Source organism: Symmachiella dynata (assembly GCF_007747995.1).
GTDB classification, from domain to species: Bacteria; Planctomycetota; Planctomycetia; order Planctomycetales; family Planctomycetaceae; genus Symmachiella; species Symmachiella dynata.
Map to the genome: position 1 here is coordinate 4966531 of NZ_CP036276.1, position 21314 is coordinate 4987844.

Below are 21314 nucleotides of genomic sequence, written 5' to 3' on the forward strand. Positions count from 1 at the left end.
CGACCGCGGAGGCCCCATCAGGTTCTCCCGGTCGTTTTTTTAGCGCGGATACTTAAGTGCAGTGACCGATAATTTGCCATCCGATGAATCTGGTGCCGGTGATCGGCGATTGATTTTAGCCATCGAGTCTTCGTGCGACGAGACGGCGGCTTCGGTCATCGATAGCGACCTGAACATCCTGGCCAATGTCGTTGCCTCCCAAACGGATCTGCACCAACGCTTTGGCGGGGTGGTTCCGGAAATCGCTTCGCGGGCGCATGTCGAAAACATTCTGCCAGTGATCGACGAGTCCTTACGGCAAGCCAATGCCACGCTACAGGACCTGTCGGCAATCGCCGCAGTGACGCACCCCGGCCTCGTTGGCTCACTTTTGATTGGATTGACCGCGGCTAAAACATTGGCTGCGGTCTTCGATCTTCCGTTGGTGGCCGTCGACCATCTCCAGGCGCACATTTTTGCCTGCCGTCTGGCCGCTGGCCGTGATGTGTTTCCCGCCGTGGGATTGGTCGTCAGCGGCGGGCATACGAATTTGTATGACTGCCAAGCGCCATTGGAAATGGAGTTGTTAGGCTCCACGATCGACGACGCCGCCGGCGAAGCCTTTGACAAGGTGGCGGCCATGCTGGGGCTGGAGTATCCCGGGGGCCCCTCGATTGAGCGGGCCGCACGCAACGGCAATCCAGCGGCCTATGATTTCCCGCGTTCTTTTATCAAACAAGATCGACTGGAATTCAGTTTCAGTGGGTTGAAGACAGCTGTGTTGTATCGCGCTGCAGGGCAACAGGCAAAAACCGTTGATCCCGCATCGCTATCCCGGCAGCAAATCGCCGATATCGCTGCAAGTTTTCAAGAGGCGGTCGTTGATGTGCTCGCGGCAAAATGCGGGCAAGCCTTGCAGCAACTGGGCTATCGCACACTCTGCGTGGGAGGCGGCGTCGCAGCCAACGGCCGACTGCGGGAAAAACTGACTGACGTAACGTCACAATGCGGCGCGGAATTGATTATTCCGCCCATGGAATTGTGTACCGACAATGCGGCGATGGCGGCGATTGCGTGGGAATTGCTTGCCCGCGGCGAAACGGTCGCCTTGGATGTGGGTGTACAACCCGGTCTGGTGCGTAAGAAATAGCTGGAACGCATTTTTGTCGTTCGCTGCGATTCGGGTGCCTCAATTGCCGCTGCCGGTGTTGAGGAAACTAAAGGTGAACACATCGGTGACCTGTGAAAATGTGGGCGTGAGTCGCATGCGAACATAGCGGCGGTCCGCAGAAATGACGGCCGACGCTGACAGCGAAGAGCCTTCGGGAATGACAGAGATCACCGGTTGATACCCAACGCCCGCGCGGCGGTTTCCGCCGGGTTTTGCTAAGCGGCGCGTTCTTAGAAAGTCGTCGCGGGCTTGTCGACCTTGCGCCGACGCTTGCACAATGCGGCTGCGATTGCGGACCGGAACCGGCGGGCGGGCCATGTGAGGCACCGCAGAGATGGTTACTGGTTGTGTACGACGTCCCTGTTTGAGTTGCACGCGTACGACCGTCTCCTCATCGGTCAGAGCAATCACCTGTGTCTTGGTTGTTTCCGAGTCGGTCCCCTTATACTGCGTCACTGTGAGCAAGGCGCGTTTGGCCACGACCCGGCCCCAGACATGTTGGATCTTGATGCGATAGGTGCCGGTGAGCGCTTGTGGATAGACAATCTCTTCGTAGGTCTCCGTTTGTCGCGGTCCCATGCCGTCGTGCAGCAGGACGCCGCCTGCCGGAGACTGTGGGTGTTGCAACGAGCAGAGCGTGCCATTGGGTTCCTCAATAATCAGATCCAAGTCCGCTTCTCCCTGCCAACGGAGAATGATCTGCATATCGTGGGTTTTAGCTGCGGCCATTTTCTCAGCAACGGCTTTCGCCTCGGCGGTCTTTCCGACTCGACTGAGCTCTTGTTCCAAATCGAGCAGCGCGTTTTCTGCTTGGCGATGCAGCAACTGGTGATCGGTGGTCCAAACGTGCGACAAGATACCCAACGCGGCCCATTGCACAGCATCGTTATCTTTAAGTTTTTTTGCCAATCGCAACCCCAAGGCGTATGGTTCAGGACGCGCGGGATTCAGTGAGGATGCTTGCCGGTACAAATGCAACGCACGGGGCAATTGTTGAAACCGCACAAGGTACGCGGCGGACAGCATCATGCTGGATTGGTCGACGGTACGAAAATCGGACCGGGACAGCATGGCGCGTTCGATGTCGTCGGTCGAACGTTCCGCCAATTGCATCTCCAAGGGGAGCACTTCATACATCCACGTGCGGCCCTGTCCGTGCCGAATGGCGGCCTCTAAAAATGCGATCGCTCCCTCATGGTCCTTCAATTCAAAAATCGCTTTGAAGGGTGCGTGAAACTCGATCGGCTGCGGTGTATGCGTGGCAAAAAACTTGTCCCAAACCTCAACCGCATTGCCCTGCACGGGAATCGCCGGGAAGGGAATCGGCTTGAAATCTGCGGGATGTGGAGCCGAACTGGGGTCGGTTAATGCCGAAGCGGAGCCGGGATCTGCATCCCGACTCCGCTTCTTTTTTGACAAGCTAGGTTGTTTGGCGGAACTATCCGTAGAGGCTTTGGAGCCCTTAACGGCGTCTTTGCCTTTCTGACGGCCCTTTACGGTTTTTTTTTCTGGGCATCAACAGCTTTGTTGTCAAATTCGGCCGGTACGTCTTCCGCGGGGACATTGAACTGTCCACCACCAAAGCCACCACCACCGCCACCGAATCCGCCACCACCGCCACCGAATCCACCACCACCGCCGCCAAATTGTCCACCGCCACCACCAAAGCCACCACCACCGCCTTGCGGGGTTTGAATCGGAATCACCAAGTCGCCGACAGGATAGACGCGGATCTGCAGGATTTCCTCAGCAACCCGTTTTGTGGTGATCTTCATGACTTCGTCTTGGACGACGTACGTCAGCTGCAACGGTTCCAGCATCAACTTCAACGCGTTTCGAAGTGAGATCCCGGCGAGTGTCAGGTTGATGGGCGAATCGGGAGAGATGCCTTCATCGTTGAGGGCCACGTCATCGACCACGATCTGAATATTGTGCAAGTCTTTCAGGTACAAAACCACATCCGTCAACGGCTGGTCTTGGAAGTCGACTTCGGTGTTCTCATCCAAGGCTTCGTAGATGCGATCTTCGATCGGGCTGAATTTCTTCAAGTCGACCGACGCCCATTTCTTACGGTTGATAGTCAGAGCTTCCCAAACTTCGGCCGGCGGATAAACGATCGGCGGCTCATCCGGGAACGGAACGTGCGACAGTTCCACCTGATACAGCGTTTCCAAGAAGCGGTCGTATCGCAGGTACTGCAATCGCAGTGCTTTGTCGAGTTGTCCGGCAGCTTCAGCAACGAATACAGCTTGCGCGGTCACACCGGTGTAGGGTTGCAATTCCCAGGCAGCCCGCGCGACAGCTTCGGCTTTTTCAAAGGCGTCGCGGTCGCCACGATAGCCTTCGTAGATCAACACACTGACTTGGTCGATCAACTGCTTCAAGGTGTCTTCGTCTTCGGCAAGCTGATCCAGCAGTCGCCGTTGGGCTTCGATTTGCGATTGACGCTGTAGGTCTTGACGTTGTGCCAATTCCCGCTGATCTTTCAGTGTGGAGAGCTGTTGAATCGCTGTCCGCAATCGGGCCCGCAGTGATTCGCGAGCATTGATGTCCACATCAGTGGCAGCGCTGACCGATCGCAATGTGCCTTTGAGTAACGAAATTGCCGCACCGGGATCAGTCATTCGGGCATTTTGGGCATGTTCCAAGTCGGCATTGACCTGGCTTTTGAGTCGCTCTGTGCGAACCTCCCGCAATTTCTCTTGGCGATCCAGCAGGTCGACCTCGCCTTGGTCTTGTTCGCCTGCAGCCGGAAGCGGCGGAGCTGCATCGTTTTGTTGTGCCACCTTCAGCACACGATGCCCTTTTTGAGCATTCGTTACCGTGGAAAAGATGACTTGTGCTTTCACATTCGCGGGATCTAAGCGTTTGATTTCACCAGCGAAGAGATCTGCTTGTTTCATTTGTCCGGTCGCGACGGCATGTTCACCGAGGTCGACCAAATTGGCGATGTGGTTCTCATGAGCTTCGCGGCTGACATTCAGCAAGTTATTGCCTGCCAACGGAACCGACAGGCCGTCATCGCGATTTGCCTGCGACCACAATGCTGCCAGAAACGTGTTGCCCGGTTGCTGGTCGATGTTGCCGACAGTCCAACGCTCTTGACGATCGCCGATGGTGACCATGATTTCCGGTGTTTGAGCGATGTCCCCTTTGCCGATCAAAATCGTTTCGCGATCGCTACGCAGCGGCGGCAAAACGGCCGGATAGACGCGAGCACCGACCGGGGTCATGCTGTAGCTCGTGGGATAGTAAATCGGAGCATTCGCGGCGGCAATCAATGATTCGCCGACTTGTTGCGGGTAAAGTTTGGACTCGACTTTCTTGGCATCATCAATCACCACGACACCGCCTGTGTGCTGGGCGATGACACCCAACAAACGCAGGTCGGTTTGCGGTCCGATTGCGAAGCTATGCATGGCGATACGTTGTTCACGCATATCACCAAGCATGCTTCGCATGACTTCGGTGCCGATCAAGTCGGCAATACTGAGTCCGTCACCGATGTAAGTGATCGAGGCGGGACGGTCGCCGCTGACGGCTTCCATCGCGGTCCGCACGGCCAACCTCATGTCGGTGGCTCCCAGCGGAGTCCGCATGGACAAGCGATTCACAGCGCTGTCCATTTTCGCTCCCGTAGCGGGAATGAATTCTTTGGTGTAGCGTTTGGTTTTGACATCGACCGCAAACAGGCAGACGCGATCTTCGTCCGACATCGCTTGCAGCATGGCAGACAGCACCGCCAATCCGCGATCGCGATAAGCGCCGTTTTGACTGGCTGAGGTATCAAACAGGATGACGTGGTCGCGCGGCTGAGCCGGCGTCTGCTGGGGGTCGACCTGCAATCCGAGAGCGAAATACGATTCTCCATCTGGAGCCGTATAGGCCGTCATGCTGGCCTGGTGGTCGGCCCGCAGATTGTCTGCTGCTGTTGCTTGCGAAAGGGAATAACTGCAAACGCAGACCAATGCGAACGCCGGCGCGAACCGAACGCTACTTCTCAACGTGGAGATCATTTTGCGACTCCGAGAACTCTGACACTGATACCTGGAACTGCCGCGAGGCGTGATTCCTGTAAATTGATTTCATCAAATGACGTGCGACGCTGAAGCTGACAGCGGATAACTCCGCTCACATTTCCGACGTCAAATCCCTCTTCCGGAGACATCGAATCGATTCACCCACGATGAACGACTCACCCGAAAGGAGATTACCTATTCTATAACGGGCAACCCGTCTTGCCCAAGAAAAAAACCATAGAAATTCCCCAGTTTAACAGAATTCCCGATTGTTACAAGCTTCTGCTCTCTGTGTCGTGTCACAATCTCGCTGAGATTTTCGCTCACCGCACTGCTGGTCATCGCGTCAGTATTAACAACGCAACACCCACGAAGAGATTTACTGCCATTGTCGGAAAAGTGTGAAAAAGTGGAAATTCAACGAGCCGGACGGCCCAAATTCGATGTCCCGGTGTGCACGCCATCCCATCAGCGCGTACACTTCGGCACGCTGGCAATGCGATCCCTCGTAATTAAACATCGGTGCAAGCAGGCCTTTGGTTATCGCAAAACTCTCCTCTTGAGATGAAAACCAGCGTTCCCAACCTCCGTCGCCCCGCTAGGACGGTCCATCCGTACTTGGCGGACAAACGGGAGAGTTTACCGGTGTTTTGCAATCCGGCGCAGCAGGCGGAACAATTCCTAGAATTGGCACAACCGGGCCGCGGCGACGCGGTTGATGCTCCGTGCAGCCGAATCAGGATTTCGAATTGTCTAACCAACTAGTCCTCGGACGCTGCCGGTGGGTCGGATTTCTCGTCGACTTCAACAACACTGGCCAACGCCCCCCGTTTGCCGTGTGTTCGTTCTTGGTGAATCCAATAAACCGCGGCGACGATGGCGGTGATGCCGCAAACTCCGGCCAAAAAGCCAAAAGCGGACGACCAGCCGTATTCGTCAGCGATTTTGCCGATGCCCTTCCCTGAAATATAGGCGCCGAGATAACCAGCGCTGTCGAGCAGTCCGGCCGCCGTCGAACTGCCTTTTTTGCCCCCGAGGTCCATGGCGATGACCCCCGATAGGAACGAATAGGGCGCGATCAAAAAAAACGATACCAACGACAATAGCAGCAGCGCTAGATAATACTGGTTAGACATATTTACAAACGCCAACACACATAGCGCGGCCGTCAACAATACGATCGCCGGGAAGATCACACGACCATGTCGTCCGTCGAAACGATCCGACAATGACCCCGCAGTCAGCGCCGAAGCGGCGCCCACTAGCGGAAATACCATACTACCGATCGCCGCTCCGCTATTGCTTGCACCGGTCACTTCCGCAAGGAAGGTCGGCGACCAGAAATTGAATGTTTCACGAATCAATGTCAGCCCAAAATTGAGGGTTGCGCAGATCCAAAAGACTGGACTGGCCAGCAGTGGCCCGATTAATTTCAGAAAGCTGGGAGGCACCGGGACATTGCCGGTCTCCCCATAGACGTTGGCTGCGTTGGCATTGGGTTCCTGCAATCCGACTTCTTGCGGGCTGCCCTTGAGCGTGAATAACGACACAACCGCGATCACTCCGACCGTTGCCGCCGCAATAAAAAACAGCCCCCGCCAACCAAAGCCCGCTTCGAGAAACAGACCCAAGTACCCCCGCGCAAAGGCGTCCCCTAACAAATAGCTCATGGAGAGCACGCCCATAATCGTGGCGTACCGCCGCAGCGGAAACCAGCGTGAAGAGACCTTCACCAATGAGACCCAGCCGCCCGACTGCACGTACCGGTTGATTGCCCAAATCACAGTGAAGGCGGCCAATCCGACTGACAGACCAAATGCAACGGTGCACAGCACCGAGGCGACCATCCCGCCGATGAACAACAAACGTCCGCCGACAAAGTCGGCCAACAGGCCGTTGGTGATTTTTCCCAAGGCGTAGAACAGAACTCCGGCTGAGGCGACGCTGCCGATCGCTTCTTTGTCGATGCCCACATCCTTGAATTCCGTCAAAATCAATGGTGTCGCCACTGAAAAATTTGACCGGCAGATATAATATCCTGCATACCCCGTGAACAGCGTGGCCATCGTGATGTACTGCCAACGGTTCAGTTTCGTATCATCCATGTGGCGAATTCAACAATCAATGAACGGGGAAGGGAATCTGTATATCGCCCGCGCGGCGAGGCAACGTGGCACTACTGTCGCAGTCACTCGGCGGTAATGCAAGCGGACCCAGCGGGCAATCTGAGCAACTGTGAAGAATGTGTTAAGGAGGGTGTCATGAGAGAGATCATTCCAGGCTGGCTGTGGATCGCTAACTCCCGAGCCGCAAATGATATCAGCAGCGTGTTGAGCGTGGGAGTGAAAGCGGTCATTGATTTGGCGATCGAAGAACCGGTGATCGTTTATCCGCGCGATATCATCTATTGCCGATTGCCGTTGGTTGATGGGGAAGGCAATTCGCCGAAGCTGATCAATATGGCCATCGACTTGGCCGCAACATGTCTCACTGATCGCATCCGCTTGCTCATTCGATGCAGCGCGGGAATGAGCAGGTCTCCGTTGATTGCGGCAGCCGCTATAGCGCGCGCGCGACAAATCCCCCTGGAGGAGGCATTGACCGAAGTCGCCCAAGGAGCGCCGCACGATATTTCCCCCGGCATTTGGGTGGAGGTCGAACAGGCGCTGCAACTCCGCACGTCCCTCAGATGACCAGATCGCGCAGTCTTGGCCATCCTGGGGGCTTGTGCTATCGTCTTGTAGCGCGAAACGGATTTTTCACCTTATTAGAGCAATGGTGGCCCATGGCGGATGGATTTCTCGGTTACCCGACTTCGTTGATGTTGGATTTTGTCGTTTGCGCGCTGGTCTTGATCGTGCCGCTACTGCTGTTCAGCATTTATCTGGTCAAAATCAAACACAACTACCTGCTGCATCGCAATATGCAGATATTGCTGGGGGTGACGCTACTCGCAGCAGTCGCCGCCTTTGAAATCGATATGCGGCTGCAAGGAGGCATCGAGGAGATCCTCAAGAAACGCGCCACTCCACTCACAGCAGCGCAGCTCAGTTTCTTCTGGAAGGTGATGTACGTGCATCTGTTTTTTGCCATCACCACCGTTCCCTTATGGGCCACCACGCTGATCCTGGCCTGGAAACGATTCCCCTCCCCGCCGGTCCCCTCGGAACACAGCGGCCTACACAAACCGCTGGCATGGCTGTCGACGATCGACATCACGATGACCTCGGTCACGGGTCTGGCGGTTTATTACTACGGTTTCATGGTGTGACGATATTGTGGTTCCCGGCGCGATCTCTTCACAGTTTCGCCTCTTCCAATTCCAATGTCGTCGGAAAGAACAGCTCTTCGATCGTCAGTTGTTTCTTGGAAAGCCCTTGTTCGAACGAATACAAAAACAGCGCCTCCAACGCCTTGCGATTCGGCTTGATTCCGTAAGGCCAGAAGTTCTCACCCATCAGGTCAAGCGTCTCCTCTAATTCTTTTCCCGCCCACGGTAATGACATCATGAATGCGGTTTGCTTCTGCAGATTGCTATACATCAGGTGTTTGGCCTGTGAATAGGCATTGAACACTGCGACGGGCAGTTGTGGAAATCTTTTGACGACGTCACGGCGAATTGCGACGGCATGCATGATCGGGAAAATTCCGGTCTTTGTGAAATAATCGCGTTCAATTTTCCGGTAGTCGCCGAACAGGCGTTCGACATTGGGATCGCCGTCGATATACGCCTTGGGTTCCAACGCGTGAAATACGGCATCCACATCTCCCGATCGCAACAAATCGGATTCATCCTGACCCGCGGGCCCGGGGACAATTGGCACATCTTGGGGGAGGACAGATTCGTTTTTCGACACGGCCCCTTGATCCGAGCTTTTTGTGGTCACAATCCACTTCATGTCTTCCGGCAGCACACCGTATTCGTGCTGCAGGAATCCCCGAATCCACGTCAGAGAGCTTTGTGAATAGCCCGGCGTAGCGACGGTTTTTCCACGAAGATCGGCGGGCGTTTTGATACCGCGGTCTGTGCGAATGAAGATACTGCGGTGGCGAAACATGCGAAGTGGAAACACGGGAACGAGCGCGTAATCGCGAAACATGTCGTTGGCATAGGCCAACATATAGGGGTGCAATCCAATCTCTTGCACACTCCAAGTCTGTTTGCCGCCCATCGCATTGGCATTGAGAGTATAAATATCGGCTTGGTCAAAATTCGTCTGAAACCCTTTCACCGGAACGCGACCGTCGACCAATCCTAGAACCCGATCGTAAGCATAACCTGCCAGACTGAGCATGGGCTTATTTGCGGTCGGCGCCTTGGTTTGGCTCCAAACCGCGTCTTCGGCGAGTACCACACTTGCCAATGCGCCGGCGGCGATGAATTGTCGACGCGACGCTTTGACGCTGGGTTTTGAATTTACCGATTGGCTCATGAGGTTTTCACTGCTTTCACAATTGGAAGTTAGTGAGCGATGACTCTATTCCAGCAGTTCGTTTTTGAGTTGATTAAGCAATTTGTCGTCAACGCCCAGGCCTTTTCGAATATAGATTTGCACCGAGCCATACTGTTTGATGGCTTCGTCAAAGGAGGCATCGATGTATTCACCTTTCAATCTGTAAAACGCTTCAAAGTTAGTCATGTCCACCTTGTCAGGCGTCACACCTTGATTCTGCGCCGCTTGTTTTCTGAATTGCTCCAGACGTCTTTCGACTTCTTGTCGACGATAATCGTTAGACAGCAAATAGTCCTGCCTGACCGTTTCCCAAGGTACGCCAAGTGCTGATAGCACGATCGCGGCGGCTGTCCCAGTCCGATGCACGCCGTGCGAACAATGAAAAACTAACGGGCGGTTGTCGCCATCGGCCAAATCGCGCAACAAGGCACTGTACTCGTCTCGCGCGTCTCGGCTGAGCAAGCGGTGGATGTCGCTGTTCAGACTGGGGGGCACCTTGGAAAAATCTGCCGTTTGACGAGCCTTCAGAATCTTTACGGCGAGCCCTGTATCTGAATCAATCGGACGATGAACCTCACGGACGTTCTGCGGAAGTCGGTCTGGCCCACCGGCTTGGATTTCTTTTTCCGTCAAAAAACTGATGACGGTTTTTACATTCAATTCCCCCAAGCGGCGAACGTCATCGTCACTGAGCCGGGACAAATGTCCGGAGCGAAATATTTCTCCCCATTTTACACTGCGGCCCTCTAAGGTTTTGTACCCGCCGATATCGCGAAAATTGGACTGGCCCTGTAAGACAACGTGTCGTCGGTCGTCATCGCTTCCATTCTGTGCGTCGGCATCTGCGGCTTTGAGCCCCCCGACGGAAACGCTAATGGCGACAAAGGCCGCCCATCCGGCCGTGCGATAACGCGTCAACATGATCATCTCCACCCCCATTTCGAGCCGCCGCCCCGCCGGTGATTTGACGGGGCGGCGACGCGCGAAACTTCTAACTATCGTTCACCAAGACCAGCGTCGAGTTCAGAGTCAAATGGCAGATCGTCAAGATTCTCGACGTATTCCAAGGGATCAAACGGCAGGTTCTTCAATGAAGCCGGGGGCTGCGAGAGAGCCTTGACTTCTGGGGGCGCGTTCTCAATACCGGTGAAAGGCACACCGTGCTTTTCGGTCTGATCCGGGTAACGCTTTTTCCATAACTCGTGCCGTACCCGCATGCGGTTGAAAGGGCTCTTGAGATGGATGAGATTGACAAGCATGGGCGACTTTTCACGCGGATCCGAAGGTAAGAAAAAGAAACCGGCCGGAATACCGCTTGCCTCACCGATCGGGTCGGATGAAATCCAATGCCGCTTAAAGTTTCCCTTAACCGTTGCGCCGAGATTGGGGCCGGCGTAAATGAATACATAATCCCGGCGGCTGTGCGTGTCGCCGTTCAACAACAGCGCCGTTTGATCAATGCCATCAACGATGCGGTCGGTCGTGATGTGTTGTGTGGCGCCGCCAAGACGGGCAAACGTTGTAAACAAGTCCGTCTCGTGCAGAATGTCACCCGCCAAACCTGGCTGGATCGTGCCGGGCCACCAAGCTTGAGCAGGGACCCGCACTCCCCCTTCCAGGAAGTCCCCCTTGCCTCCGCGGAAAATTGTCTCCGCAAAACCGCAACCAGGGGGCGGATTATGCGCCATTGGCCCGTTATCGGCCATCGCCACCACGAGAGTGTTCTCGGCAATGCCGAGTTCATTTATCTTGGCGAGCAACTTGCCAATAAATGGATCGATGTTGCCCTCAAGGCCATCCTGTAACAAGCTCCTCGCCACAGAAAACTTATCAGGTTGCGGCAAAAAGGATGCCATATTGGGCCAGTTAGCGACATAAAACGGCTGACCTTTCTTCGCATTGCGTTCGATAAATTCGAGCGTCCGTCGCTGCGCTTCTGGATCAATCTTCATGTAATTGTCGTGACTATTGTCGCCCCACTGCCGTGTCGCTCCGCCCTTGGTGCCTTCAGCAATTTGCACCCAGCCTTTGGTGACGAACGTGTCGTCCAATTTGTAGGGATCATTCGGCAACATGTCCTCAAACAACCCGATCGTCGCATTGCCGGCTTCGCCCTTGCGGGTCCACAACGACAAGATCTGGTTGTAACAGGTGAAAAACGCCTCATCGAATCCTTGGTTGTGCGGATAGCTTTCCTCAATGTCGCCCAAGTGCCATTTTCCATGAAAGGCCGTGGCATAGCCCGCTTGGGAGAGGACTTCAGCAATCGTAAGTTCTTCACCGCGCAGCCCGTGCATTTCGCGAAGCATGCCGATGTTGTACATCGCATTGCGGACCGGATGTCGACCCGTCATGCAAGCCGCCCGACTGGGCGTGCAACCGACTTCCGTGTACATCCTTGTGAACATCAGCCCTTGGCGGGCCATTTCGTTCAGATTGGGCGTTTTCAATCCGCGAACCATTTGAATTGCGGGAATCCCCACGTCGCCGTAGGCGGTGTCGTCCCACATAACGTGAACGATGTTCGGCGGCCGGCCATGTTTCTTACGTAATTCTGCCAAACGAGCATCCAGCCCCTCATCCTCGGCTGCCCATTTGCGTCCGTTTTGCGCCTCGAGTACGTAGTACTCCGCGTCATGAACGATGTGATCCTGGGCATAGACAACAGCCGTCCCTAGCCCCAAGCACTGAATGAGTGCCGCAAATACTGCGATCCGGAACATCTACTGCCTCCTCCAAAATATCGACAAAAACCAAGTATTTTCCCGTGTGATTTCTAGATCATGTTATAGTGAGGCAAAGAGCGCCGACATCAAAAAACCGCAACGCGAGTAAATCACGGCAGTTTCGATAGGGCGATCATGGTCGAGCCGCAGCAGTTTTTCATTCACCGAATCTTCGATGACTTTGACGAATTGACGGAGGAGGCTCGACATTGGGACCTCGACTTTCGCCAACTTGAAAACGGCAATTTCCGCGGCCGATTGTTGCAATTCTCGACGAACCAAACAGTTCTCGCACACGCGCGATTCAATCGAACCTTGTTACAGCAAGGCACTCCCCCAGCAGGCATGCGCACCTTTGCCATCCCATCGCGTCGGCATCGATGTTTCCAATGGCGAAGACACACAATCTCGGATAATGATGTGTTGATTTTCCCCGCTGGCGGAGAACTTCATAGTATTTCGCGCGCTGACTTTGAAATCTTTACCTACTCCTTCACAGAGGAACAGCTGGAACAAATTTGCAGAGAACTCGAAATCCCGGAATTTCTGGAATCACTGAACGGTGCCGAAGTCGTAACGTGTCCTCCTGTGCAGATTGCCCACGTGCGTGCCAAATTGTCGAGACTCTGCAACTTCGTCGAAGCGTATCCGGATCGTTTGAGTTGCTCTTTTGTAAGGTATGAGATGGAGCACGAATTGCTGGGCGATCTCGTCAAGTTGATCGCGGCATCGCGTTCGTCATCAAAATGCGATGCACCGGGTCGACGGAAACGTGCAATCAAACAGGTGGAAGACTATGTTTTTCAGCACAGCAACCAACCTGTCATGGTCGATGAGTTGTGCCAAGCTGCCCAGGTCAGCGAGCGGACTTTGGAATATGCATTTCGTGAGCATTACGGCATGACTCCCAAGGCGTTCGTCAAAGCAATACGGCTCAACGGTGTCCGGCGGGAATTGCGGTCGCAAATTTGTAAACTCAAGAAGATCAACGACATCGCCGGCCAATGGGGATTCTGGCACATGGGCCAATTCGCAGCCGACTACCGCCGATTGTTCTCTGAACTCCCCTCAGCAACACTCCGGCGCCGACGTAGCGGAGGGTGACGACGAAGGTTTCGCCCGCAATTGAATTCGCGTAGGCTGGTGTGGCAGATTTCAAATGCCTCCGCCACATATCAGGAACACCGCATGCCTGCAGCCGCTGCCGTCAATCTCGCTATTGTCGTCGCCTACCTCTTCGCGATGCTCGGGGTCGGTATGTGGCTGACGCGGTATGTGCGTAGCGAGGATGACTATTTCATTGCCGGGCGGTCGCTGAATCGTTGGGCGATTTGTGGGTCGGTGATGGCGACCAATGTGGCCGCTGTCTATCTCGTCGGGCCGGCAGGGCGGGCTTATTCCGGCGGAGCGGCACTGCTGCTGATGGCTTGGACCGGCAATATGTTGGCGGCGATTAGTGCGGTCACGTTCTTGCCGCGATTTCGCCGGTTGGGAATCACCACGCTGTCGGAATTGCTCCAGCGGCGTTACGGCTCTGGAATTGCGATGGCCATATCGTGCATGTGGATGTTGTTTTATGCGCTGTTCAGTGGCGTGACGATGCTGACCTGCGCCACGGTACTAACAGGTGCGTTCGGGGGCGGCGAATATTTCGAAAGAGTGCTGATCGGCGTCGCTGCTGTGGTGATCATGTATTGCTTGTTCAGTGGGTTGTTGGCGGTTGTCTACACCGATTTGTTGCAGGCCTTTTTGATCATCCTAGGAGCAGTGATCTTATTGCCTTTGGGACTCAAGGCGGGCGGCGGGATTGAGGTGCTGTTTGATCCGGCGAAGATCGCTCCCGAAAAATGGCTAATGTGGCGGCCCGCCGGACAGCCGGATGATTACCTGACGATGTTGATGTTGCTCGTGCTCGGCTTGCCGTATTGGTTTACGTCGCAATACATGCTGCAGAGGAGCTTCGCCGGACGGAACGTCGAAGAGGCGAGCAAGGGGCTGCTGTGGGCGGCGCTGCTCACTGGGCCGTTGACGCTGTGTTACATCGTGCCGGTGATGGTGGCGGGAGTGAATCCGGAACTGCAACCGCCGACCGGTTCGGCCGACTCGGTTTTGCCGATGCTGGTGCAGAAACTGATGCCGATTGGATTGGGCGGGATCTTTTTGGCGGCGCTCGTGGCGGCTTCGAACTCGACTGCTTCGAGCTACCTTAACAGTCTGGCGACATTGTTCGAACGTGACCTGTATCGCCCCGCTAATCCGGATCGCTCGACAAAACACTATCTGCTTGTCGGCCGTGTCGTGACGATGTTGGCCGGCGGCATGGGGTTGGTCTATGCTGTGCTGTGTCACCGCTCGGAAATGAATCTTCTGGACTCCGCCTGGATGATCGGTAGCATTTTCCAACCGGCCATTTTTGTGGTCATCGCCGGTGCACTCTTTTTCCGTCGCGGCACAACGGCCGGAGCCTGGGCCTGTCTGGTAATTGGCATCGGCTATGCGGCGGTTGGAGCGTTTGGTGGCTGGGCGGCGATTGGTGATGCGCTGCAGCTGAGTCATTGGCCCATCTTCGCCTGGGACCACACCAAGGCGCCGACCCGCGCGCTGGTCGGAATGCCTTTGAGCGGCGCCGTGTTGATTCTCGTTAGCTTATGCACCGCAAAATGGGCCTCCGATGAAAACCGGGCAGCGGAGCATGCGGTCTGGTTAAATCGCATGCGGTTTACACCCGGCGATTGGACCCCGCGTCGGCGTGCGGGGTTTGGCATGGGAGTGGTTTGCTTATTAGGCATGATCGTGGCGGCCATTTTTGATCGCGACCTACCGAAGCCGTGGAACGTGCCCATTTTTCTGGGTCTGCTGAGCGGATTTGTCGCGGGCGTGTTATTGGCAGCGGGCCGATTTCTGCCGGCCGAGGAAACCGAGATGCACACCCGCGCCGCAATCGAAGATTCCCGCTTCGCCCGTTACCTCGCCACCGGCTGGACCTGGGCAGCGGTGTATACGGTGGCAATAGTGTTGGTGGTCGTGTTGTATTTCACAGGGTAAGACTTACCTGGAATTCGCAAATACTTAGAAGATGCAAGCGAATTCAGTATTTCGGTAATAGAATCCGGCTTTGTATTCCACCAATTCCGTTTCGCCACCTAACCACGCCTCAAGATATCGGTCGTAAAAACTGTCGAACGTTGGATATTTCTCGCCCGGAAGCACGAGTGGTTCATACAACGGATCAAGCCAACCAGAAACCTCTAGGTTGACATATCCCTCTGCATAAAATCGCGCGTAGGGCCCCGCCGACAAAGGGTAGGTCATTGCCAAACACAGAATCGCGAGCAGTCCATAACGCCATTTCATCGCAGGTGCTCCTGTAGTAGAGACGTCTCTACGATATCGACTTGAAGTGAATCGTGCGAGAGAAGTTTTGTCAGTGAGCGAGCAGGCCTCTTTACTGCACGTCAATGCGAGCCGTCAGCCTATGTACCGCAAAATGGGCCTCGGATGAAAGCCGGGCAGCGGTGTATGCCGTGGCAATGGTGTTGGTGGTGGCTTTGTACGTGTTATTGTAGGGTGCGTTCGGTAATGCGGCTTACCCTCCCGATGTTGCGTACTCGTTTGGAACCGCGTTTAATAACGTTCGCATCTTTCTCACCCCCAGGAGCCAAAACGATGACCACTACCGGACAAGTCGCCGCGTTTACCGGAGTGCGCAAGCCGTTTGCGCTGCGGGAATACCCGGTCCCTGCACCGGCGGCTGGGGCGGTGCTCGTTAAGGTGCGGATGGCGAATGTCTGTGGCAGCGACCTGCATATTTGGCGGGGGGAATACGATGTCTCTCGCGGGCATACGGAACCGTTTTGCCTTTCCATTGGGCATGAAATGACCGGAGAAGTCGCTGAGTTGGGCGAGGGGGTGACGCATGACTCGGCGGGGCAACCACTCGCGGTCGGGGATCGTATTGTCTATCAGTACTTCTGTCCCTGTGGCCGTTGTCGCAGTTGTTTGCGGCGCAGTACGCCGCGTTGCTCCGAGGCGCTGCGGTATCGTTATCCACCGGATGAGTATCCGCACTTCAACGCCGCCTATGGGCAATACTATTACCTGAATCCCGGCCAAGCGGTTTTCAAGGTTCCGGCGAATGTGTCGGACGATTTGGCTGGTCCGGCGAACTGTGCGCTAGCGCAAGTTATCGAGGCCTTTCGTCGCGGCCGTGTTGGTTTGGGCGATCATGTTGTGATTCAAGGGGCGGGAGGATTGGGCATTAACGCCGTGGCTGTCGCTCGGGAAATGGGTGTCGCGCAGATTATTGTCATCGACGGCATCGAGTCACGGTTAGAGCTCGCCCGCGCGTTTGGTGCGGACGAGACCTTGTTGCTTGCCGACTATCCGCACCCCGACGACCGTGTGCGGCGCGTAAGGGAATTGACCGACGGGTGGGGGGCGGATGCGGTGTTGGAGGTTTCGGGCTTGCCGGCGGTGGTTCCCGAAGGATTGGCCATGCTGGCCCAAGGGGGCACGTATTTAGAGGTCGGCAATATCAATCAAGGCAAGCAGGTCGAAATCGATCCGTCGGTATTGGTGCATGGCGGCAAGTCGCTGTTGGGCATCATGTGGTATGATCCGGACTGCTTGAAAGCAGCTCTCGACCTATTGAGCACCAAGGCCGACGTCTATCCGTTTGAGCAGATTTTGTCACATCACTATCCACTGAAACATATCGACCAAGCCTTTGCCGACCAAGACAGCGGCAGCGTTCAGCGTGCGGCGTTGTTGCCCTGGGCGGATTGATTTTGAGAGTATCAGAGACACTTGCCACGAGGACTGCGAGCTTTTGCGACCTTAGCGGCTTTGCGTGAGGTTTTCTTTTTTTAATGACTTTTTGTCCTACCAAGAAAGGTGCGTCGCGGCGCACCCGACAATTGACGATTACGGAACCGAATTGTGAATGAACCGACTGAGACGTTGACGTTGGCGGAATTGCAGCAACTCATCCAACGGATGTATTCCTCGAAGGATGAAGCGCGGGGGGTTGATGGGACCTTTATGTGGCTGATGGAGGAGGTAGGCGAGTTGGCGGCGTCGCTGCGTGAGGGGACTCCGGCCGAAACGGCGGCGGAATTCGCCGATGTGCTGGCTTGGCTGGCGACGATTGCCAATGTGGCCGGCATCGACCTGCAGCGAGCGGTGTTGGAGAAATATGGCCGTGGTTGCCCCGGCTGCGGGGCGATGGTTTGTGCCTGCGACACGGCGGAAAAGCCGTAACAGCGGCCTTTTGTGCCCATTTTTTGCAAAAAAACGCGCCAGGCGCCCCCGGCTGGCCAATTTCGGGCGTAGAACCGTTGTCGGGACTTCCGCTTTGGTTTGCCAGATCGCTAGGATGAGGCCTATTCGGCGGCGGGCACCCTTGGGAAACGGCTGGGGTCGATTCGGTAATTTGGCCCCCAGCGGTTGGTTGTGTCCGTTTTGTCTGCCAAAACATCTCACTACAATACGAAATCCTGCGAATCAGCGTCGCTGCTGAGAAGCGGCATTTCTTGTTTCTCCTACTAACGACGGCATACCAAAATTGCGATTTCCGCCATTTCTAACGTCTCTGACCGCTGCCACCGTTTTTTGTTGCCTGTTGCTAGGCAGTGCGAGCACGCGCGTCGTTGGTGCTGAAGAACCATCGCCAGCGACGATCGATGATCTCGCTGTCGGTTTTGACGGTTATTACAAAGTTGGTGAGTGGAGTCCGCTGTTTGTCACGGTGAGTGCGGCGACGGATTGCTCCGCGCGATTAGTCGTCAGCGTGCCTGACATCGATGCCGATATGTCGGTGCTCACGAGCGAAACCGTTGAGCTGGCCGCCGGCAAACCGTTCCGCTTTGAAAGCCGCTTTAAAACAGGGCGTGCCAACGGGGAATTGAGGATCCGCGTCGAAACCGATGCAGGGCCAATTGCCTCGAAATTGCTGAGGGTCTCCGACGAATCCCCCCAATTTCGCGAAGGGTTGCTCCCCGCACAACAATTGTGGGTCGCCATCGGCGATCCGGCCGGACTGGAGACGCCGTCGGTCGAGGGTGCTGTTGAAAGTGAAATCACAGTAGAAGTCGGCAAACCGGTGATTGCACACATCTCGGTTGAGAACTTGCCCTCGATTTGGCAGTCGTACACCGCGATCGACGCACTGATTGTGGCGGCCGCGGCAACAACGCCTGAACAGAAGCCGTTTCCGGCAGAGATCACCGAACCCCAAAGTGCAGCCGTGGCGCTGTGGGTTCGCTGCGGGGGATATCTGATATTTTCACTGGGCCGCGATGTTGAAGCGTATGACAAAAGTCCGCTCGCCAAATGGATGCCGGTCAAAGTGATCGGCCAAGCCGAAACGCGTCAGCTGGGCGACGTCGAATCGATTGCCGGGCAACGCGACCCGCTGCCACGCTTTCGCGGCGTCAAAACAGCGGTCATCAGCGAAAACGAGGCAGACTTTGACGGCGTGGTTGTCAAACGCGGACGAACCGGACCGACGTTGCTTCGCATGCCGTATGGGCTGGGACGGATCGTCTTCTTCACAATCGATGTCAACCTGCCGCCGATCAAAGGTTGGAAAGCGGCAACCGCGTTGCTGGAAAACCTTGTGAACGGGGAGACCCGCTCCGACCTTCAGTCACAGCAAACAGCGTCCGGCCAACTCTCCAAACGGGGAATCACTGATCTTTCGTCGCAGTTCCTCGCCACCCTTCAAGACTGGGATAATGTCCCGCGGATATCGGTTTGGACCGTGCTGGGGTTGATTGCGCTCTATGGGTTGCTGATCGGTCCGCTTGATTATTGGATTGTGCAAAAAGTATTCAAGAAACCCGAATTGACTTGGGTCACGTTTCCGTTGTTTGTGGCGCTCGCCGGTGGTTTGGCCATCTGGATGAGCACCGCCTCACACAGCAAAACAGTCCAGGTCAAACAAACCAGCTTCATCGATCTTGATACCTCCACAGAACAATTGCTGGTGCGAAGTTGGTTTGGTGTGTACAGCCCTGAGAACAAGCTCTACACAATCGAGGCACAGCCCGAACCGTTTGCCGATGACAAGACGGCGCCGCGTGAGATTGAGCTATCGTGGTTGGCCTTGGCTGAGGACGCAGTGGGGGGGCTGAACCGCCAAGGTGGAATTCATCTGACCGACCGCACGTATGATTACGGCACCGATGAGGTGACGATGAAAAACGTGCCAATCGGACATTGGTCCGCCAAAAGCTTCCTCGCTCAATGGGATACGACACGCTCGGGATTGGTGGACAATCAATTAGAGAGTTCCGGAATGGGGCGTATGCGTGGTCGGATTTCACATTCGTTTCCGGTGCCGTTGCGGGATTGTGTCCTGGCTTATGGGGGACAGGCTTATCTGATTGATCAATTGGCGCCCTACCAACAATGGCGACCGAATGCCCCGCAGTCGCGGGAACTCCGCTCGTTTCTGACTGGTCTCGTCGCCAAGCAAAAGACCATGGATGACAACAAAGCGTCGTTCGATGAATTTTTTGAAGAGCGGACGACTTACAATCCTGATGATCGCGATCTGGAAAACGTCTCGCGGATGCTGACGTTCTATGAGACTGCCGGCGGCGCCGCCTATACCGGTTTGGCGCACGATGTTTCGCCCGAATTGGATTATTCCAAGCATCTACGGCTCGGGCGTGCGGTCTTGCTGGCTCGCATCGATCTCTCACCAACGACGATCCACGTCGACGGTGTCACTCCGGAGAACACGCAACAGGAGACGTTTGTCCGCATCCTACTTCCAGTCAGAAAGACAGATGTTTCTGGAGGACGCCGTACGTTGCCCACAACCGATGTCGCTCCTCCTCCCAGGCCAAAGCGTTAGCGATTGATTTGAGTTTCAACAAGCGGGGCCATTGCCGCTGACACCAAATGACTGCGAGAAGATTCACGTGATCAAGACCGTCAACCTCACGAAAAAATATGGCGACCTGATCGCCGTCAATCATCTCAACCTGGAACTCGACCAGGGGGACGTCTTTGGGTTCATCGGCCCCAACGGCTCGGGCAAGACGACCACCATGCGGATGATCGCCACGTTGCTCAACCCCGATTACGGCGAAGCCTACGTCTGTGGAAAATCGATCTATACCGACCCGGAGGAAATCCGCCGGCTGGTCGGTTTCATGCCGGACTTTTTCGGCGTCTACGACGATATGAAGGTCATCGAGTACCTGGAGTTTTTTGCCGCAGCTTACCGAATTAACGGACCGGGCCGACGGAAGATTTGCGAAGAAAAACTCGAACTGGTCGACATGACCTACAAACGCGATGCGATGGTCAACCAGCTTTCCCGCGGACAAACCCAACGCATCGGACTGGCCCGCGTCTTGCTGCACGAACCGGAAGTGTTGTTGCTCGACGAACCGGCCAGTGGTTTGGATCCCCGCGTGCGGATCGAAATCCGCAACCTGCTCAAACGCTTGGGAGAATTGAACAAGACGATCATCGTCTCCAGCCACATTCTGCCCGAATTGGCCGACGTCTGTAACAAAGTCGGCATCATCGAAAAAGGAGAACTGCTCGTCAACGGGTCGGTCACCGACTTGATGAAGCAGGTCCGGTCGGCCATCTTGTTGAACATCTGCGTCGCCAAGGACACAGAAAAAGCCGCCTCGCTGATGGAACAACACAGCGAAGTGGACGAAGTCAATATGCGCGGCGACGTCATCGTGGTCCGCTTGCAGCCCGAGGTCCGGGACTACAGTTTTCTGCCGTCGCTTTTGATCGAAGCGGGTTATAAACTGACGCTGTTCCGCGAAGAGGAACTGAACCTGGAAACCGCGTTTATGGAACTGACCCGCGGTCTAGTCCAGTAGCCCGATTTTGTGCTGCGGAGTTTTACTGGTTCTAAAACTCTGTTTGGGAACCCAGCATCGCAAAGCTCCACTTCGCACCGAAAACGGATTTCCGTGGTCTCGTCGATAAC

General features: G+C 55.4%; 17 protein-coding genes. 9 read left to right on the forward strand and 8 right to left on the reverse strand.

Going from position 1 to position 21314, the window contains the following annotated elements; translation table 11 throughout:
• The first annotated feature begins 61 nt into the window (after window positions 1–61).
• Window positions 62–1129: a tRNA (adenosine(37)-N6)-threonylcarbamoyltransferase complex transferase subunit TsaD gene (gene tsaD / locus Mal52_RS18825; protein ID WP_231962389.1), complete on the forward strand. Its 1068-nt coding sequence runs from the start codon at window positions 62–64 to the stop codon at window positions 1127–1129.
• Between the two features lie 39 nt (window positions 1130–1168).
• Here the strand turns inward: tsaD and Mal52_RS30660 are convergent, their stop codons facing one another.
• The 3 genes from Mal52_RS30660 to Mal52_RS18840 form a co-directional block, all read right to left on the reverse strand.
• Complete coding sequence (locus Mal52_RS30660) at window positions 1169–2569, reverse strand: YfaP family protein (protein WP_145377928.1); 1401 nt, start codon at window positions 2567–2569, stop codon at window positions 1169–1171.
• 74 nt (window positions 2570–2643) lie between these two features.
• A complete protein-coding gene (locus Mal52_RS18835) occupies window positions 2644–5166 on the reverse strand; it encodes a vWA domain-containing protein (RefSeq protein WP_145377930.1) in 2523 nt (840 codons plus the stop codon).
• Window positions 5167–5930: 764 nt separating this feature from the next.
• Entirely contained in the window at window positions 5931–7274 is a 1344-nt protein-coding gene (locus Mal52_RS18840; RefSeq protein WP_145377932.1) for an MFS transporter, read from the reverse strand.
• Between the two features lie 156 nt (window positions 7275–7430).
• Between Mal52_RS18840 and Mal52_RS18845 the strand changes: the two genes are divergently transcribed.
• Window positions 7431–7862 (forward strand): dual specificity protein phosphatase family protein, encoded by a 432-nt coding sequence (locus tag Mal52_RS18845; protein WP_197534318.1) that lies wholly within the window; start codon window positions 7431–7433, stop codon window positions 7860–7862.
• 92 nt (window positions 7863–7954) lie between these two features.
• The gene (locus Mal52_RS18850) at window positions 7955–8440 is read left to right on the forward strand and encodes a DUF420 domain-containing protein (RefSeq protein WP_145377936.1); all 486 of its coding nucleotides are present in this window, start codon (window positions 7955–7957) and stop codon (window positions 8438–8440) included.
• A 28-nt stretch (window positions 8441–8468) separates the two neighbouring features.
• Here the strand turns inward: Mal52_RS18850 and Mal52_RS18855 are convergent, their stop codons facing one another.
• The 4 genes from Mal52_RS18855 to Mal52_RS29900 form a co-directional block, all read right to left on the reverse strand.
• Window positions 8469–9602 carry an ABC transporter substrate-binding protein gene (locus Mal52_RS18855; RefSeq protein ID WP_145377938.1) on the reverse strand — a complete coding sequence of 378 codons (1134 nt, stop codon included), beginning with the start codon at window positions 9600–9602 and terminating at the stop codon, window positions 8469–8471.
• Between the two features lie 45 nt (window positions 9603–9647).
• A complete protein-coding gene (locus Mal52_RS18860) occupies window positions 9648–10544 on the reverse strand; it encodes a tyrosine-protein phosphatase (RefSeq protein ID WP_197534319.1) in 897 nt (298 codons plus the stop codon).
• A 74-nt stretch (window positions 10545–10618) separates the two neighbouring features.
• On the reverse strand, window positions 10619–12346 hold the full coding sequence (locus Mal52_RS18865; protein ID WP_145377941.1) for a sulfatase-like hydrolase/transferase: 1728 nt from the start codon (window positions 12344–12346) through the stop codon (window positions 10619–10621).
• Between the two features lie 63 nt (window positions 12347–12409).
• Window positions 12410–12559 carry a hypothetical protein gene (locus Mal52_RS29900; RefSeq protein WP_197533301.1) on the reverse strand — a complete coding sequence of 50 codons (150 nt, stop codon included), beginning with the start codon at window positions 12557–12559 and terminating at the stop codon, window positions 12410–12412.
• A gap of 210 nt (window positions 12560–12769) precedes the next feature.
• Between Mal52_RS29900 and Mal52_RS18870 the strand changes: the two genes are divergently transcribed.
• On the forward strand, window positions 12770–13453 hold the full coding sequence (locus tag Mal52_RS18870) for a helix-turn-helix domain-containing protein (protein WP_197534320.1): 684 nt from the start codon (window positions 12770–12772) through the stop codon (window positions 13451–13453).
• Between the two features lie 84 nt (window positions 13454–13537).
• Entirely contained in the window at window positions 13538–15394 is a 1857-nt protein-coding gene (locus Mal52_RS18875) for a sodium:solute symporter family protein (RefSeq protein ID WP_145377946.1), read from the forward strand.
• A 24-nt stretch (window positions 15395–15418) separates the two neighbouring features.
• On the opposite strand, the gene Mal52_RS18880 is transcribed toward Mal52_RS18875, so the two are convergent.
• Window positions 15419–15703, reverse strand: coding sequence for a hypothetical protein (locus Mal52_RS18880; protein ID WP_145377948.1), 285 nt, complete (start codon window positions 15701–15703; stop codon window positions 15419–15421).
• Window positions 15704–16015: 312 nt separating this feature from the next.
• Here Mal52_RS18880 and Mal52_RS18885 point away from each other — a divergent pair, with 312 nt between their 5' ends.
• The 4 genes from Mal52_RS18885 (at window position 16016) to Mal52_RS18900 (ending at window position 21204) form a co-directional block, all read left to right on the forward strand.
• Window positions 16016–17134, forward strand: coding sequence for a zinc-binding dehydrogenase (locus Mal52_RS18885; RefSeq protein ID WP_197534321.1), 1119 nt, complete (start codon window positions 16016–16018; stop codon window positions 17132–17134).
• 153 nt (window positions 17135–17287) lie between these two features.
• Window positions 17288–17608 carry a MazG nucleotide pyrophosphohydrolase domain-containing protein gene (locus Mal52_RS18890; RefSeq protein ID WP_197534322.1) on the forward strand — a complete coding sequence of 107 codons (321 nt, stop codon included), beginning with the start codon at window positions 17288–17290 and terminating at the stop codon, window positions 17606–17608.
• Window positions 17609–17912: 304 nt separating this feature from the next.
• Window positions 17913–20210, forward strand: coding sequence for a hypothetical protein (locus Mal52_RS18895; protein WP_145377952.1), 2298 nt, complete (start codon window positions 17913–17915; stop codon window positions 20208–20210).
• Window positions 20211–20277: 67 nt separating this feature from the next.
• Entirely contained in the window at window positions 20278–21204 is a 927-nt protein-coding gene (locus Mal52_RS18900; protein ID WP_145377954.1) for an ABC transporter ATP-binding protein, read from the forward strand.
• The last annotated feature ends 110 nt before the right edge of the window (window positions 21205–21314 follow it).

Bases quoted from the DNA above. Each gene is read 5' to 3' on its own strand.
- Mal52_RS18855 (WP_145377938.1), bottom strand. From the start codon at position 9,602: ATGAGCCAATCGGTAAATTCAAAACCCAGCGTCAAAGCGTCGCGTCGA.
- Mal52_RS18850 (WP_145377936.1), top strand. From the start codon at position 7,955: ATGGCGGATGGATTTCTCGGTTACCCGACTTCGTTGATGTTGGATTTT.
- Mal52_RS18840 (WP_145377932.1), bottom strand. From the start codon at position 7,274: ATGGATGATACGAAACTGAACCGTTGGCAGTACATCACGATGGCCACG.
- Mal52_RS18880 (WP_145377948.1), bottom strand. From the start codon at position 15,703: ATGAAATGGCGTTATGGACTGCTCGCGATTCTGTGTTTGGCAATGACC.
- Mal52_RS18845 (WP_197534318.1), top strand. From the start codon at position 7,431: ATGAGAGAGATCATTCCAGGCTGGCTGTGGATCGCTAACTCCCGAGCC.
- Mal52_RS18835 (WP_145377930.1), bottom strand. From the start codon at position 5,166: ATGATCTCCACGTTGAGAAGTAGCGTTCGGTTCGCGCCGGCGTTCGCA.
- Mal52_RS18865 (WP_145377941.1), bottom strand. From the start codon at position 12,346: ATGTTCCGGATCGCAGTATTTGCGGCACTCATTCAGTGCTTGGGGCTA.
- Mal52_RS18885 (WP_197534321.1), top strand. From the start codon at position 16,016: ATGACCACTACCGGACAAGTCGCCGCGTTTACCGGAGTGCGCAAGCCG.
- Mal52_RS18860 (WP_197534319.1), bottom strand. From the start codon at position 10,544: ATGTTGACGCGTTATCGCACGGCCGGATGGGCGGCCTTTGTCGCCATT.
- Mal52_RS29900 (WP_197533301.1), bottom strand. From the start codon at position 12,559: ATGTCGAGCCTCCTCCGTCAATTCGTCAAAGTCATCGAAGATTCGGTG.
- Mal52_RS18875 (WP_145377946.1), top strand. From the start codon at position 13,538: ATGCCTGCAGCCGCTGCCGTCAATCTCGCTATTGTCGTCGCCTACCTC.